Source organism: Mycobacterium sp. HM-7 (genome assembly GCF_053852335.1).
In genome coordinates, this window is the sequence record NZ_CM132657.1 from 1224562 (window position 1) to 1238584 (window position 14023).

Here is a 14023-nt window from a genome sequence, read left to right on the forward strand (position 1 = left end):
TAGCCGAAGCGCGTTCCGAGGCGAGTGACAGGAGACCAGGGGCATGACGAATCCGCTGCAACCCGACCGGGCCCCGGGCCCGGGTGGACAGCCCGGATTGCCGACTCCGCCGAAGGGCTGGCCCATCGGTTCGTACCCGACCTATGCCGAGGCGCAGCGGGCCGTCGATTACCTGTCAGACCAAGAGTTTCCGGTCCAGCACGTGACCATCGTCGGCGTCGATCTGATGCAGGTCGAGCGGGTCACCGGCCGACTCACCTGGCCACGCGTACTCGGCGGCGGCATCCTGACCGGAGCGTGGCTGGGTCTGTTCATCGGGCTGGTGCTCGGGCTTTTCGGTACCAACGCGTGGGGGTCTCTGCTCACCGGTCTGATCGCCGGCATCTTCTTCGGCCTGATCACCTCGGGCGTGCAGTACGCGATGTCTCGCGGCACAAGGGATTTCAGCTCCACCATGCAACTCGTCGCGGGACGTTACGACGTCCTGTGCGATCCGGTGTGTGCCGAACAGGGCCGCGACCTGCTGGGTCGCCTGTCGCTGTAACGGCCGGCGGCCCCGCCGCCAGATCCGCTCCGACGTCGCCGCTCCGGCACATGATCGGCTCCTGACGTCGCCGCTCCGGCACATGATCGGCTCCTGACGTCGCCGCTCCGGCACATGATCGGCTCCTGACGTCGCCGATATGTTGCATGGCACACCTTCTGCGCTCTACGGTTTGCGCGCGGGAGGTTCCCGTGAGACAGGAGGCGTCCGTGGTGCGCGCGGGAAAGCTGCGGGCTGCGCTGGCAGCAGGTGCGGCGGCGTGCCTGGCCGCCACGTCGGTCTCCGCCTGTGGTTCCGGTGACAACGGCACCGTCGTCAACGTCTATACGTCGGCCAACGAGAAGGCGACGTTCTCGGCCCTCGCCAAGCGATGCAACGCCGAACTCGGTGGTCGTTTCAGCATCAAGCAGGTCAGTCTGCCCAAGGGCGCCGACGATCAGCGCCTGCAACTGGCCCGCCGGCTGACCGGCAACGACAACAGCCTCGACATCATGGGCCTGGATGTCGTGTGGACCGCCGAGTTCGCCGAGGCCGGCTGGGCCGTGCCGCTGGCCGACGATCCGGCCGGAAAAGCGGAAGCCGACGCCGCCGACGACACCCTGCCCGGACCGCTGAAGACCGCGCAGTGGAAGGGCCGGCTGTACGCCGCGCCCATCACGACCAACACCCAGATGCTCTGGTACCGAGCCGATCTGATGCCTGAGCCGCCGGCCACCTGGGACGACATGGTGGCGCAGGCGACACGGCTACACGCCGCCGGGGGACCCAGCTGGATCGCCGTGCAGGGCAAGCAGTACGAGGGCCTGGTGGTCTGGTTCAACACCTTGCTGACCAGTGCCGGCGGCAGCGTGCTGTCCGACGACGGCAAGACCGTCACCTTGACCGACACCCCCGAGCACCGGGCCGCGACGGTCAAGGCGTTGCAGATCATCAAGGCGGTGGCCACCGCACCCGGTGCCGACCCGTCGATCACCCAGACCGACGAGGGAACGGCGCGGCTGGCCCTCGAGCAGGGCAAGGCCGCGCTCGAGGTGAACTGGCCGTTCGTGCTGCCGTCGCTGCTGGAGAACGCGGTCAAGGGCGGCGTGCCGTTCCTGCCGCTCGACGAGCACGCGGATCTCAAGAGCGCCATCAACGACGTCGGCACCTTCGCGCCCGACGATGCGCAGTTCGCCACCGCCTACGACGAGAGCAAGAAGGTGTTCGGCTTCGCGGATTACCCGTCGGTGCGGCCCGAGGTGCCGGCCAAGGTCACCATCGGTGGACTGAATCTCGCTGTGGGCAGGGCCAGTACGCACAAGGCTGAGGCGTTCGAGGCCATCCGGTGCATGCGCAGTGCGGCCAACCAGCAGTTCACGTCGGTGGAGGGCGGGCTGCCCGCGGTCCGCGCGTCGCTGTATGACGATCCCAAGTTCCAGGCCAAGTACCCGCAGTACGCGGTGATCCGGCGCCAGCTCGCCGATGCCGCGGTGCGGCCGGCCACGCCGCAGTATCAGGCGGTCTCGACGCGGATTTCGGCGACGCTGGCCCCGATCACCAAGATCGACCCGCAGCGCACCGCCGACAAGCTGACCGCCGAGGTGCAGCAGGCGATCGACGGCAAGGGGCTGATCCCGTGAGCGAGGCCAGCCGAGCGAACACACCGGCCGCGGGCCGTGTCGCCAACCCCGAGCGGCGCCTCGCTTACTGGTTGATCGCCCCCGCGGTTCTCGTGATGCTCGCGGTGGCCGCGTACCCCGTCGCCTACGCGGTGTGGCTGAGTCTGCACCGGGACAACCTCGCCGCGCCGGGGGAGACCCGGTTCGTGGGGCTGGACAACTACGCGACGATCCTCACCGACCACTACTGGTGGACGGCCTTCGTGGTCACCCTCGGCATCACCGTGGTGTCGGTGGCCATCGAGTTCGTGCTCGGCATGGCGCTGGCAGTGGTGATGCACCGGACGATGTTCGGCAGCTCGGTCGTGCGTACGGCCATCCTCATTCCGTACGGCATCGTGACCGTAGCCGCTTCCTACAGTTGGTATTACGCGTGGACGCCGGGCACCGGATACCTCGCGAACCTGCTGCCCACGGGCACCGCGCCGCTGACCGAGCAGTTGCCGTCGCTCGCGATCGTCGTGCTGGCCGAGGTGTGGAAGACCACGCCGTTCATGTCGCTGCTGCTGTTGGCCGGACTGGTGCTGGTGCCACAGGACCTGCTCGACGCCGCCCAGGTGGACGGCGCCGACCGGTGGCAGCGGTTCCTCAAAGTCACTCTGCCGCTGATGAAACCGGCGATCCTGGTGGCTCTGCTGTTCCGCACGCTGGACGCGTTCCGCATCTTCGACAACATCTACGTGCTCACCGGCGGCACCAACAACACCGGTTCGGTGTCGATTCTGGGTTACGACAACCTGTTCAAGGCGTTCAACATCGGACTGGGTTCGGCGATCAGTGTGCTGATCTTCGCGACCGTCGCGATCATCGCGTTCATCTACATCAAGATCTTCGGTGCCGCGGCGCCCGGTGCGGAAGCCGAGGTGCGCTAGATGAGCGGGCAGAGAAATGGCGGCCGGCTGGCCGGCTGGAGTGTGGTCAACGTCCTGGTGGTGGTCTACGCGCTGCTGCCGGTGCTCTGGATCTTCTCGCTGTCCCTCAAACCGACGTCAACGGTCAAGGACGGCAACCTGATTCCGCGTCAGGTCACGTTCGACAACTACAAGGGCATCTTCACCGGCGGTGGCTTCGGCTCGGCACTGATCAACTCGATGGGCATCGGGCTGATCACCACGGCCATCGCGGTGACGATCGGTGGCATGGCCGCCTACGCCGTGGCACGGCTGGACTTTCCGGGTAAGCGGCTGCTCGTCGGCCTGGCGTTGTTGATCTCGATGTTCCCTCAGATTTCGCTGGTGACACCGCTGTTCAACATCGAGCGCACCGTCGGGCTGTTCGACACCTGGCCGGGGCTGATCCTGCCGTACATCACATTCGCGCTGCCGCTGGCGATCTACACGCTGTCGGCGTTCTTCCGGGAAATCCCTTGGGATTTGGAGAAGGCCGCCAAGATGGACGGCGCTTCGCCGGGGCAGGCCTTCCGGAAGGTGATCGCACCGCTGGCGGCGCCCGGCATCGTCACCGCGGCGATCCTGGTGTTCATCTTCGCCTGGAACGACCTGCTGCTGGCCTTGTCGCTGACGGCCACGCAGCGGGCCATCACGGCGCCGGTGGCGATCGCGAACTTCACGGGCAGTTCGCAATTCGAGGAGCCGACCGGTTCCATCGCCGCCGGGGCGATGGTCATCACGGTGCCCATCATCATCTTTGTTCTGATCTTCCAACGACGAATCGTCGCGGGCCTGACGTCCGGTGCGGTGAAGGGGTAGTTCATGGCCGAAATCGTTTTGGACCACGTCACCAAGAGTTACACCGGCGGGGCGACCGCCGTGCAGGACCTGTCGCTGACCATCGCCGACGGTGAGTTCCTGATCCTCGTCGGCCCGTCGGGGTGCGGAAAGTCGACGACGCTCAACATGATTGCCGGGCTCGAGGACATCAGCTCCGGCGAACTGCGCATCGGTGGCGAGCGGGTCAACGAGAAGGATCCCCGCGACCGCGATATCGCGATGGTGTTCCAGTCCTACGCGCTGTATCCGCACATGACGGTGCGGCAGAACATCGCGTTCCCGCTCACCCTCGCGAAGATGGCGAAGACGGAGATCGCGGCCAAGGTCGAGGAAACCGCGAAGATCCTCGACCTGACCGCACTTCTGGACCGCAAACCCGCCCAGCTGTCCGGTGGCCAGCGCCAGCGTGTGGCGATGGGACGCGCCATCGTGCGCAGCCCCAAGGCCTTCCTGATGGACGAGCCGCTGTCGAACCTGGACGCCAAGCTGCGGGTGCAGATGCGTACCGAGATCGCCCGGCTGCAGGCCCGCCTGGGCACGACGACCGTCTACGTCACGCACGACCAGACCGAGGCGATGACGCTGGGGGACCGGGTCGTCGTGATGAGCGGTGGTGTGGCGCAACAGGTCGGCACTCCCGACGAGCTGTACAACGAACCCGCGAACCTTTTCGTCGCGGGCTTCATCGGCTCCCCGTCGATGAACTTCTTCTCGGCGACGCGGACCGACGTCGGCGTGCAGCTGCCGTTCGGGGAGGTCACCTTGAGCGACGAGGCCCGCGCGGCGCTGGACCGGCAGCGGCCGTCGGCCGACCTGATCGCCGGCGTGCGTCCCGAGCAGTTCGACGACGCCTCGGTGATCGACGCCTACGCGCGCATCCAGTCGCTGACGTTCGAGGTCGATGCCGAGCTGGTGGAGTCGCTCGGCGCGGACAAGTACGTGCACTTCCGGCTCGACGGCGCGGGCGCCCAGGCCGCCCAGCTGGACCAGCTGGCCGACGACACCGCGGACGCTGGTTCGAGCGAAAACACTTATGTGGCAAGGGTTTCGGCCAAGTCGTCGGTCACGGCGGGTGGCCGGATCGAGCTGGCCCTGGATACGTCCAAGCTCACCCTGTTCGACCCGGCCACCGGTCGCAACCTGTCGCTGCCGCAGTGACCGACGTCCTCGCCGCGGTAAGGGACCGTCTCACAACGTATTTCGCCGGCCGAGGCAGCTCCGCCGAGCCGGTGGGTGCCAGCGTCACTTTCCTCGGTGCCGACCCCATCGAGGTGCTGCGCTACGGGCCGACCGACGGCGACGTGTATCACTATGCGTCCCTGGGCTGTTCGCGCCATCCCATGACGGATCCGATGGACATGGTGGCGGACGGGGTCAGTGGCCCGCGCGCGGAGGCGGTGCTGTCCCTGCGTGGCCCCACCCCGACCGGACTGGCGCGCTCGATCGCGGTGCTGGCGTCGGCGCCGGCCGTCGAGGGCCTGATCCTGGAACCGGGCGCCCTGATCGATCTGCAGCAGCCGGTCTGGCAGGGTGCCTCGTTCACCGCATTCCTGTTGGGCGCCGGCGAGATCGGCGACGTCGAGCTACCCGAGCCGTATCAGCCGGTGCGAATACTGACCGCCACACCGATCACCGCCACCGAGGCCGCCTGGGTGCGCCTCAAAGGCGCCGACGCCATGCGTGATGCGTGGCAGCAGGACGGCGTCGACGTCCTCGACCAGCGACGCCGGGCCGCAGAACCCAGCTGACTACAGTTACGACGTGTTGTTGGGGCAGGCGACATCAGCCCACACGATGTCACCCTCGGCCGGCTCGTCGGAGGACGGGTTGTTGACCCGGACCACGGTGCAGCGCGGCAGGAGCACCGGCTTGTTGCCGTTGAGCCAGTTGATCCTGACGGTGTAGCCCTCGGCCTCGAGGTCTCTGATCACGGCGTCCGCGCCGTTGGCGTGGGCGGCCGGCGCGGCGACGCCGCCAAGCGCAGCACTCGCGAGGGCAACCGCCACTGCGAGGGACTTGGTTCCGATTTTCATCTCGAAATCATGCCCGGACCGCGGCTTTCCGCGATGTGTTTTACGAAAGATGCCGTTCAGTCCGGTGTTGCCGGATGTTCACCTGGTTAGAGCCAGTGGTTGTGGCGGAATGTCCGGTACAGCCCCGTGCACACCAGCACCATCAACGTCAGCACGGCGAAATAGCCGTAATGCCAATGCAACTCGGGCATGTTGTCGAAATTCATGCCGTAGATTCCCGCGATCATCGTGGGCATCGCGGCGATGGCGACCCATGCCGAGATCTTGCGCATATCCGCGTTCTGCTCCATCCCGACCTTGCCCAGCGCGGCCTGCACCAGTGAGCTCAGCATGTCGTCGAACCCGGTGATCTGGTCGGCGGCCTGGCTGTTGTGGTCATGGACGTCGCGAATGTAGCGGCGGACTTCTTTCGAGATCAGGTCGTGGTGGTCGGACAGCAGTCGCTGCAGTGCCTGGGTCAGCGGGTTCACCGAGTGCCGCAGTTCGACCACTTCCCGCTTGAGCAGATAGATGCTCTCGATGTCGGTCTGGGTATGTGAGGAGAAGACGGACTGCTCGATGCTGTCGATGTCGGTCTCGACGAGCGCGGTGACCTCCAGGTAGCTGTCCACCACGTGGTCGGCGATGGCATGCATCACCGCATAGGGGCCCAACGTGAGGATGGTGGGCGACTCGTCCAGCCGGTGCCGCACCCCGGCCAACCCGCTGTGTTCCCCATGGCGGACGGTGACCACGAAGTCCGGTCCGACGAACACCATGATCTCGCCGGTCTCGACGATCTCCCGAGCGTTGGCCACGGACTCGTGCTCGACGTAGCTGACCGTCTTGAGCACCAGGAACAGGGTCTGGTCGTACCGCTCCAGCTTGGGCCGCTGATGAGCGCAGACCGCGTCCTCCACGGCCAGTTCGTGCAGGCCGAAGACATCGGCGACGGCCTGCATCTGGTGCTGATCGGGTTCGTGCAGCCCGATCCACACGAAGGCCTCGGCGCCGGCCGCGCGCAGTTCGCGGACCTTGGCGACGGCCGCGCCGTGCGTGTACTTGCCCGGTAGTCGCGTGCCCATGGAGTAGACGCCGCAGTCCACGGTGGCGCGCGCGACCGGCACGTGGATAGAGCTGGCATCAGGGCCGGTAGACGCCTTTTTCGGGACCGGCCGGAAGTTCGAAGGTTGTAGTGCGCGGAACGAGGGCATGCGGCTGACCTCCCGTGGGGCGGACTTTGCGGGCCTTTACGGCCCTCGCAAATGCTACGCGTAACCGGCGGGTAGCTTTTGTGTGAAGTAGCCTGACGCGGTGTCAGATAAGTCAGGTGCTGTGCGCACACCCCAGGTGGTCATCGATGATGCGGAAATTTTCGCCGCCCACGAAGGGGGCAAGCTCTCCGTAGCCCTCAACGAGCCGCTGGATACCCAGCGTGCGTTGTCCATCGCCTACACCCCGGGTGTCGCCCAGGTCAGCCGTGCCATCGCGGCCGATGCGACCCTGGCGAAGAAGTACACCTGGGCCAACCGCCTGGTCGCGGTCGTCAGCGACGGCAGCGCGGTGCTCGGCCTCGGAGACATCGGCCCGGCGGCGTCTCTGCCGGTCATGGAGGGCAAGAGCGCCCTGTTCAAGACCTTCGGTGGGCTGGACTCCATCCCGATCGTGCTGGACACCAAAGACCCCGACGAGATCGTCGAGACCCTGATCCGGCTGCGTCCGACCTTCGGTGCCGTCAACCTCGAGGACATCTCGGCTCCGCGATGTTTCGAGATCGAGCGCCGCGTCATCGAGGCGCTGGACTGCCCCGTCATGCATGACGACCAGCATGGCACCGCCATCGTGGTGCTCGCCGCGCTGATGGGCGCCACCAAGGTGCTCGAGCGCGACATGCACGATCTCAAGGTCGTGGTGTCCGGCGCCGGTGCGGCCGGCGTGGCCTGCACCAACATCATGCTGGCCAGCGGCATTCGCGACATCGTCGTCCTCGACAGCAAGGGTGTCGTGCATTCCGGTCGTGAGGACCTGAACTCCTTCAAGGCCGAACTCGCCGGCCGTACCAACCCGCGCGGCGTCACCGGTGGCGTCGCCGAGGCGCTCGACGGCGCAGACGTCTTCCTCGGTGTCTCGGCCGGCCTCGTGCCCGAAGAGCTCATCGCCACGATGGCACCGGGCGGCATCGTGTTCGCGCTGTCGAACCCGGACCCGGAGATTCACCCGGACGCCGCCCGTAAGTACGCCGCGGTGGTGGCGACGGGCCGCAGTGACTTCCCGAATCAGATCAACAATGTGCTGGCGTTCCCCGGCGTGTTCCGCGGCGCCCTGGACGCCGGTGCCCGCCGGATCACCGAGGCCATGAAAGTGGCTGCCGCAGAAGCCATCTTCTCGGTTGTCGGTGACGATCTGTCGGTCGACTACATCGTGCCCAGCGCGCTCGACCCGCGCGTGGGTCCGGCCGTGGCAGCCGCGGTGGCGGCCGCCTCGCAAGCCTGAGCACAGTGAGCCGCCGGGTCGCGGTGGGCGGTGTGGCGCTGGCCGCACTGCTCACTGCGACGACGGCGGGTTGCAGCACCGGGCAGTCCGTGCCGGGGCCCCCGGCGTTGACCGTCGGGGCGGCGCCGACCAGCGAGTCGAAGCTGCTGGCTCATCTGTACTCGGCGGCGCTGGGATATTTCGGCATTCCGACCCGCGTGCATCTGGTCCCGGATCCTGTTGCGGCCCTTGACTCCGCCGATGTGACAGTCGCGCCGGGCCTCACCGGTGAACTGCTCGCCAGGTTCGTTCCGCACGCCACGGCGCGGGCCGACGAGCAGGTGTACCGGTCGATGATCTCGGCGCTGCCCGAAGGCGTTGCCGCTGCCGACTACACCGCCTCAGCGCAGGACAAGCCGGCCGTCGCAGTCACCGCGGCGACCGCCGACCGGTGGGGCAAGCGTGATGTCGCGGCGCTGCCGGGGCATTGCGGCGGGTTGTCCGTCGGAGTGGTGACGGGCGACGCGCACCCGGCGCGCGTGGGGGACTGCGTCCTACCGGCCGCTCGGGAATTCAAAGACGCCGCAAGCCTTTTCGACGCGCTGAAGGCGGGTGCGGTGACGGTGGCGTGGACGTCGACCGCGGCGCCGGCCGCACCGTCGGGCGTGACGGTGCTGACCGACCGGACCGCACTGATCCGTGCCGAGAACGTGGTGCCGCTGTATCGGCGCAACGTTCTCGCCGAGCAGCAGGTGTTGGCGCTCAACGGAATTGCTGGTGAACTGGACACCGCGACGCTGACCGACATGATCGGTCAGGTCGACAAGGGGGCCGATCCGGCCGCGGTGGCGGGTGCGTGGTTGGCCCAGCACCCGCTGGACCACTAGCCGAGCTTCGGCAGGACCCGTCCCGCGATCGCCGCGAACAGCCCCTGGTAGGCGCCCGACCCCGTGATGCGGACGATCACGTCGACGATCTTGGCGTCCGGTCCGACCAGCACCCGGGCGTGGCCCTTGCGGACCGCCTCGAGAATGATCTGGGCGGCCCGTTCCGGGGTGGTCAGGGCGCCCTTGTCGAACAGCTTGTTCAGGCCCGCGGAGTCGATGTCGGCGGCCGCGGTCGAGTTGCGCACGATGTTGGTCTTGATGCCACCCGGGTGCACCGTGGTGACCTTCACCGGATGGCCGGCCAGCTTCATTTCCTGGCGCAGCGCCTCGGTGAAGCCGCGGACGGCGAATTTTGCTGCGTTGTAAGCGGATTGGCTGGGTACGGCGAACAGCCCGAAGATGCTCGAGACGTTGACGACGTGCCCGTCGCCCGAGGCGATCAGGTGCGGCAGGAAGACCTTGGTGCCGTTCACGACGCCCCAGAAGTCGACGTCCATGACGCGTTCGATGTCCTTGAACTGGCTGACCTCGAGATCGCCGGTGAAGGCGATGCCGGCGTTGTTGTAGACCTGGTTGACCTTGCCGAAGTGCTTGACCACCTCGTCGGCGTAGAGCTCGAAGGCCTCCCGCTCGGCGACGTTCAGCCGGTCGGCTTTCACCGGGGCGCCGATGGCCTTGACCTGTTCCGCGGTCTTGGCCAGGCCCTCGGTGTCGATGTCGCTGATCGCGAGCGACGCGCCCGAGCGCGCCAGTTCGATGGCCAGCGCCTGACCGATACCCGACCCGGCTCCGGTGATCACACAGACCTTGCCGGCGAATCCCTCCATGAACGCTCCTTTGCGTTGAGTGACAGGGTCAGTGCGAACGCGAGGGCATCACGCGCGACGTGACGCGCGAGAACAGGTCCTGGTACGCGCCCGAGCCGGTGGCCCGGATGATGAGGTCCAGCAGCTTGGCGTCGGGCCCGACGAGCACGCGGGCGTGGCCCTTGCGGACCGCCTCGAGGATGATCTTGGCGGCGCGCTCGGGGGTGGTCTTGGCCAGTTTCGCGTCGAACGTCTTGGCCAGTTCCTGGGCGTCGAGGCCCTCGGCGGCAGTGGAGTTGCGGGCGATACCGGTTTTCACGCCGCCGGGGTGCACCGTGGTGACCTTGACGGGGTGACCGGCCAGCTTCATTTCCTGGCGCAGTGCCTCGGTGAAGCCACGGACGGCGAACTTGGAGGCGTTGTAGGCCGCCTGGCCGGGGACGGCGAACAGGCCGAAGACGCTCGAGACGTTGACGACGTGCCCGTCACCGGAGGCGATCAGGTGCGGCAGGAATTCCTTGGTGCCGTTGACGACGCCCCAGAAGTTGACGTCCATGACGCGTTCGATGTCCTTGAACTGGCTGATCTCCACGTCGCCGGTGAAGGCGATGCCGGCGTTGTTGTAGATCTGGTTGACCTTGCCGAAGTGCTCGGCGACGGCGTCGGCGTACAGCGCGAACGCTTCCCGCTCGGTGACGTTGAGACGGTCGGCCTTGACGGGAGCGCCGATGGCCTTGATCTGGGCCTCGGTGTCGGCGAGGCCCTCGGTGTTGACGTCGCTGATCGCCAGCTTGGCGCCCGAGCGGGCGAGTTCGATGGCGAGGGCCTGACCTATACCCGATCCGGCTCCGGTGACGACACAGACTTTCCCGGCGAAGCCCTCCATGAACACTCCCTTGTGATCGATGCACGTGCTGCTAGCGACAGTAGCCGGTACCGCCGGTGTCGGATAGCACCGGGTAGTGGCTGTGAGGCGCGGGTGGTACCCAACGGTACCAAACCGTACCCAACCTGTGAATCATGCGAGGAAATGGCCGGCGCAACCCTATTTTGTCGACTCGCGCGGCCGCTACGGCGACGCTCACTGCACCGTTTCAGCAACCCGACGGCAAGGAGTTGATTCCGATGACAGCATCATGGGGCTTGACCGGACCGCAGTTTCTGGGTGTCTATCTCGTCACCTACCTGCTCGCGCTGGCGCTGATGTACGGCTTCCGGACCGTGTTGACCCACACGGAAATCGATGCGGAAAATCAGCGGCCGCTGCTCGATCCTTACGAGACCGCATACCTGGCCGGCGGTCCGGGCCGCACCGTCAGCGCGGCGATCGCGAACCTGGCCTTGAGTGACCGGCTGCTGGTTTCCCGCCGCGGTGAGCTCACCGTTCCCGCCGGCGTCGCGCTGATCGACGAGGTGGACGCCGCGGTCGCGGGCGGCATGTCTGCGACGCGCCGCCGGAAAACCGCGATGCGGCGGCTGCGCAAGCACCCGCGCGTCATGGCGATCGGTGACCGGTTGCGCGCCCGGGGGCTGCTTCTCGACGGCGGTTCGACCACCGTGCTGCGCGCCTGTGTGCTGCTGCCGTGCGCGGTATGGGTGGTCGGCCTGCTCCGCTTGCTCAACGGCATCGAGCTGCATCACAAGGTGATCCTGCTGGCCGTTTTCCTCGTGGCCACCGGTCTGTCGACGTTCGGCCTGGTGAAGGCATTTCTCGCCGATGCGGCGCACCGACCGTCCACCGCGGGACAACTCGCGCTGCAAGGCATGAAGAACCGCTATGAGTCCGGCGTGGGCCTGAACGAGCCCTCGACGGATACCGGACGGACCGATGCTCTGCGCCAGGCGCAGGTGGTCGGCGTAGCGTTGCTCGGCTTCGCAGCGCTGACCGATGACGACCTGCGAGCGTCGTTGATCGGCAGCGTCGGTGTCGGCAGCGGCGGCAGTGGTTGTGGCAGCGGCGGCAGTTGTGGCGGTGGCGGTTGTGGCGGCGGTGGCTGTGGCGGTTGCGGCGGGTGCGGCGGATGACCACCGGTGCCGGTGGCCCTGCCGTCGGTATCGGCTGGCGGCCCGAGATCGACCTCACCATCGAGCGACTGCCCGGTGTCGAATTCATGGAGGTGATCGCCGAAGGCATCCGGCCCGACGCCCTGCCGGAGTCTCTGCGGGCGATTCGTGGCCGTGGGATTCCTGTTGTCCCACATGGAATTTCGCTCTCGTTGGGGGGTGCGGAGCGGCCCGATCCGGCGCGGCTGAAGCACCTCGGCGAGTGTGCCGCGGCCTTGGGTGCCCCGCTGGTCAGCGAGCACATCGCTTTCGTGCGCGCCGGCAACCGCGAAGCCGGACATCTCCTGCCGGTACCGCGCAGCCGTGCGGCACTCGACGTCGTCGTGGCCAATGTGGGGATAGCGCGCGATTCGCTGGACGTGCCGCTGGCGCTGGAGCACGTGGCATCCGTCGTGTCCTGGCCCGACGACGAGTTCACCGAGGCGCAGTTTCTGTGCGAGATCATCGAACGCACGGGCGCGCACCTACTACTGGATGTGGCCAACCTCTACACGTCGGCCGTCAACTTCGGCGCCGATCCGTTCGCCGCACTCGACACGTTGCCGTTGGAGCGGATCGCCTACGTCCATGTCGCCGGGGGAGCCTTGCGCGACGGCGTCTGGCACGACACTCACACCGCCGATGTGGCCGAGCCGATCTTGGAGCTGCTCGCCGAGCTCGCGAGCAGAACGGCATTGCCCGCCGTCATGCTGGAGCGGGACGGCGCCTATCCGGCGCCCAGCGCGCTGGCCACTGAACTGGCCGCCATCAGGTCGGCCGTCGGACGCAGCGGCGGCGGCGACGTCGTTCGGCCCTGGGCCGCGGGTCTGCAGCGGCTATCCGGGCCCCCGACGCCGGAGCCGTCCAACATCACCCGCCGAGCGCTGGCCGACGCCGAGGACTCGCTGCTGCGGGCACTGCTGGGCCTGACCGCCCCGCCGCCGGGATTCGACGCCGACCGTGTCGCAGTGGCCGGCGCCGCGTTGGCCCACAAGCGAGCGCACACCCACACGAAAATGACCTTGCGTGCGAAGTTCTTCGAGAAGTTCGCACACAAGCTCACTTTCGGCATCAGTGGGAGACGGCGCTTCCCGCGGCCGGCTTGGCTGCGGTGACCAGATAGGTCGACATGCCCGGTCCCCACCACATCCGCCAACCGAGGTTGCGGCGGCGGGCCGAGGTCCAACCGAGCTCATGCAGCTGACGGACGTGGACACCCGTCTCGGCCAGATCTGCCAGAACCAGCCGGCCACCGGGACGCAACACCCTGGCGGCCTCGCTGATCGCCCGTGCTCGGCCTTGCCGCTCCGGAATGTTGTGCACCGCAAGGCTGCTCACGACCAGATCGACGCTGTTATCGGGTAGCGGCAGGCTGGTCATGTCCGCGGTGCACAGCTCGATCCGATCGGCGACACCCTCTAGTTCGGCGTTGTCTCGGGTGTTGGCTTCCGCGTTGTCGGTCTGGTCGGCGCGCCAGATGTCCACCCCGATCGCGCGGCCGTTCGGCACCAGCTTGGCTGCGGCCAGCAGCACTGCGCCGCGTCCGCAGCCCATGTCCAGCACCGTCTCATCACCGCGCAGGCCCAGTCCGGCCAGGATTTCGGCCCACACCCGAAACTTTCCGATGCGCGTGCTGTGGATGAAGAAGGCCGCGGTGGTGGCGATCAATGCACCGGTCAGACCGGCTGCGAGCGACACCCGCCGGTGGCTCGTACGCAACCGGGCGGCGCCGAGCAGCAGACCCGCGCTGATGGCTGCGGTGGTACCGGCGACCACCGGGGCGGGGACCACCCGGTAGTCGCCGTCATAGCCGTAATCGGCGCGATGCCGGCGAAGCTGAGCGACGGTGTCGGAGGCCATGGGCCCACCGT

The 14023-nt window shown here is 67.3% G+C and carries 15 protein-coding genes; 10 read left to right on the plus strand and 5 right to left on the minus strand.

The window, feature by feature from the left end:
• Nucleotides 1–43: 43 nt before the first annotated feature.
• From ACWW1C_RS05975 to ACWW1C_RS06000, 6 genes are all read left to right on the plus strand, one after another.
• Nucleotides 44–544 carry a general stress protein gene (locus tag ACWW1C_RS05975; protein ID WP_455982582.1) on the plus strand — a complete coding sequence of 167 codons (501 nt, stop codon included), beginning with the start codon at nt 44–46 and terminating at the stop codon, nt 542–544.
• A 209-nt stretch (nt 545–753) separates the two neighbouring features.
• Nucleotides 754–2163: an extracellular solute-binding protein gene (locus ACWW1C_RS05980; protein ID WP_455984169.1), complete on the plus strand. Its 1410-nt coding sequence runs from the start codon at nt 754–756 to the stop codon at nt 2161–2163.
• Nucleotides 2160–3074: a carbohydrate ABC transporter permease gene (locus ACWW1C_RS05985; protein ID WP_455982583.1), complete on the plus strand. Its 915-nt coding sequence runs from the start codon at nt 2160–2162 to the stop codon at nt 3072–3074. The genes ACWW1C_RS05980 and ACWW1C_RS05985 overlap by 4 nt, the downstream gene beginning before the upstream one ends.
• A complete protein-coding gene (locus tag ACWW1C_RS05990; RefSeq protein WP_455982584.1) occupies nt 3075–3911 on the plus strand; it encodes a carbohydrate ABC transporter permease in 837 nt (278 codons plus the stop codon).
• A 3-nt stretch (nt 3912–3914) separates the two neighbouring features.
• A complete protein-coding gene (locus tag ACWW1C_RS05995) occupies nt 3915–5090 on the plus strand; it encodes an ABC transporter ATP-binding protein (protein ID WP_455982585.1) in 1176 nt (391 codons plus the stop codon).
• A complete protein-coding gene (locus tag ACWW1C_RS06000) occupies nt 5087–5680 on the plus strand; it encodes a suppressor of fused domain protein (protein WP_455982586.1) in 594 nt (197 codons plus the stop codon). The genes ACWW1C_RS05995 and ACWW1C_RS06000 overlap by 4 nt, the downstream gene beginning before the upstream one ends.
• Nucleotides 5681–5686: 6 nt before the next feature.
• On the opposite strand, the gene ACWW1C_RS06005 is transcribed toward ACWW1C_RS06000, so the two are convergent.
• Both ACWW1C_RS06005 and corA read right to left on the minus strand, forming a co-directional pair.
• On the minus strand, nt 5687–5965 hold the full coding sequence (locus tag ACWW1C_RS06005; RefSeq protein ID WP_455982587.1) for a hypothetical protein: 279 nt from the start codon (nt 5963–5965) through the stop codon (nt 5687–5689).
• Between the two features lie 86 nt (nt 5966–6051).
• The gene (corA, locus tag ACWW1C_RS06010) at nt 6052–7158 is read right to left on the minus strand and encodes a magnesium/cobalt transporter CorA (protein WP_455982588.1); all 1107 of its coding nucleotides are present in this window, start codon (nt 7156–7158) and stop codon (nt 6052–6054) included.
• A gap of 136 nt (nt 7159–7294) precedes the next feature.
• Between corA and ACWW1C_RS06015 the strand changes: the two genes are divergently transcribed.
• Together ACWW1C_RS06015 and ACWW1C_RS06020 are read left to right on the plus strand one after the other, a co-directional pair.
• A complete protein-coding gene (locus ACWW1C_RS06015; protein ID WP_455984170.1) occupies nt 7295–8437 on the plus strand; it encodes an NAD(P)-dependent malic enzyme in 1143 nt (380 codons plus the stop codon).
• A 5-nt stretch (nt 8438–8442) separates the two neighbouring features.
• Nucleotides 8443–9303, plus strand: a complete 861-nt coding sequence (locus ACWW1C_RS06020) for a glycine betaine ABC transporter substrate-binding protein (RefSeq protein WP_455982589.1) — start codon at nt 8443–8445, stop codon at nt 9301–9303.
• Here the strand turns inward: ACWW1C_RS06020 and ACWW1C_RS06025 are convergent.
• Nucleotides 9300–10130, minus strand: a complete 831-nt coding sequence (locus ACWW1C_RS06025) for an SDR family NAD(P)-dependent oxidoreductase (protein ID WP_455982590.1) — start codon at nt 10128–10130, stop codon at nt 9300–9302. The genes ACWW1C_RS06020 and ACWW1C_RS06025 overlap by 4 nt on opposite strands.
• A gap of 28 nt (nt 10131–10158) precedes the next feature.
• Nucleotides 10159–10995 (minus strand): SDR family NAD(P)-dependent oxidoreductase, encoded by an 837-nt coding sequence (locus ACWW1C_RS06030; protein WP_455982591.1) that lies wholly within the window; start codon nt 10993–10995, stop codon nt 10159–10161.
• Nucleotides 10996–11234: 239 nt separating this feature from the next.
• Here ACWW1C_RS06030 and ACWW1C_RS06035 point away from each other — a divergent pair, with 239 nt between their 5' ends.
• Nucleotides 11235–12134, plus strand: coding sequence for a TIGR04222 domain-containing membrane protein (locus ACWW1C_RS06035; protein WP_455982592.1), 900 nt, complete (start codon nt 11235–11237; stop codon nt 12132–12134).
• Nucleotides 12131–13267, plus strand: a complete 1137-nt coding sequence (locus ACWW1C_RS06040) for a DUF692 domain-containing protein (RefSeq protein WP_455982593.1) — start codon at nt 12131–12133, stop codon at nt 13265–13267. The genes ACWW1C_RS06035 and ACWW1C_RS06040 overlap by 4 nt, the downstream gene beginning before the upstream one ends.
• Here ACWW1C_RS06040 and ACWW1C_RS06045 read toward each other — a convergent pair.
• Nucleotides 13224–14012 carry a class I SAM-dependent methyltransferase gene (locus ACWW1C_RS06045; protein WP_455982594.1) on the minus strand — a complete coding sequence of 263 codons (789 nt, stop codon included), beginning with the start codon at nt 14010–14012 and terminating at the stop codon, nt 13224–13226. The two genes, ACWW1C_RS06040 and ACWW1C_RS06045, sit on opposite strands and share 44 nt — an antisense overlap.
• Nucleotides 14013–14023 lie beyond the last annotated feature (11 nt).

Bases quoted from the DNA above. Each gene is read 5' to 3' on its own strand.
- ACWW1C_RS06030 (WP_455982591.1), bottom strand. From the start codon at position 10,995: ATGGAGGGCTTCGCCGGGAAAGTCTGTGTCGTCACCGGAGCCGGATCG.
- ACWW1C_RS06035 (WP_455982592.1), top strand. From the start codon at position 11,235: ATGACAGCATCATGGGGCTTGACCGGACCGCAGTTTCTGGGTGTCTAT.
- corA (WP_455982588.1), bottom strand. From the start codon at position 7,158: ATGCCCTCGTTCCGCGCACTACAACCTTCGAACTTCCGGCCGGTCCCG.
- ACWW1C_RS06040 (WP_455982593.1), top strand. From the start codon at position 12,131: ATGACCACCGGTGCCGGTGGCCCTGCCGTCGGTATCGGCTGGCGGCCC.
- ACWW1C_RS06005 (WP_455982587.1), bottom strand. From the start codon at position 5,965: ATGAAAATCGGAACCAAGTCCCTCGCAGTGGCGGTTGCCCTCGCGAGT.
- ACWW1C_RS06045 (WP_455982594.1), bottom strand. From the start codon at position 14,012: ATGGCCTCCGACACCGTCGCTCAGCTTCGCCGGCATCGCGCCGATTAC.
- ACWW1C_RS05990 (WP_455982584.1), top strand. From the start codon at position 3,075: ATGAGCGGGCAGAGAAATGGCGGCCGGCTGGCCGGCTGGAGTGTGGTC.
- ACWW1C_RS05995 (WP_455982585.1), top strand. From the start codon at position 3,915: ATGGCCGAAATCGTTTTGGACCACGTCACCAAGAGTTACACCGGCGGG.
- ACWW1C_RS06025 (WP_455982590.1), bottom strand. From the start codon at position 10,130: ATGGAGGGATTCGCCGGCAAGGTCTGTGTGATCACCGGAGCCGGGTCG.
- ACWW1C_RS05975 (WP_455982582.1), top strand. From the start codon at position 44: ATGACGAATCCGCTGCAACCCGACCGGGCCCCGGGCCCGGGTGGACAG.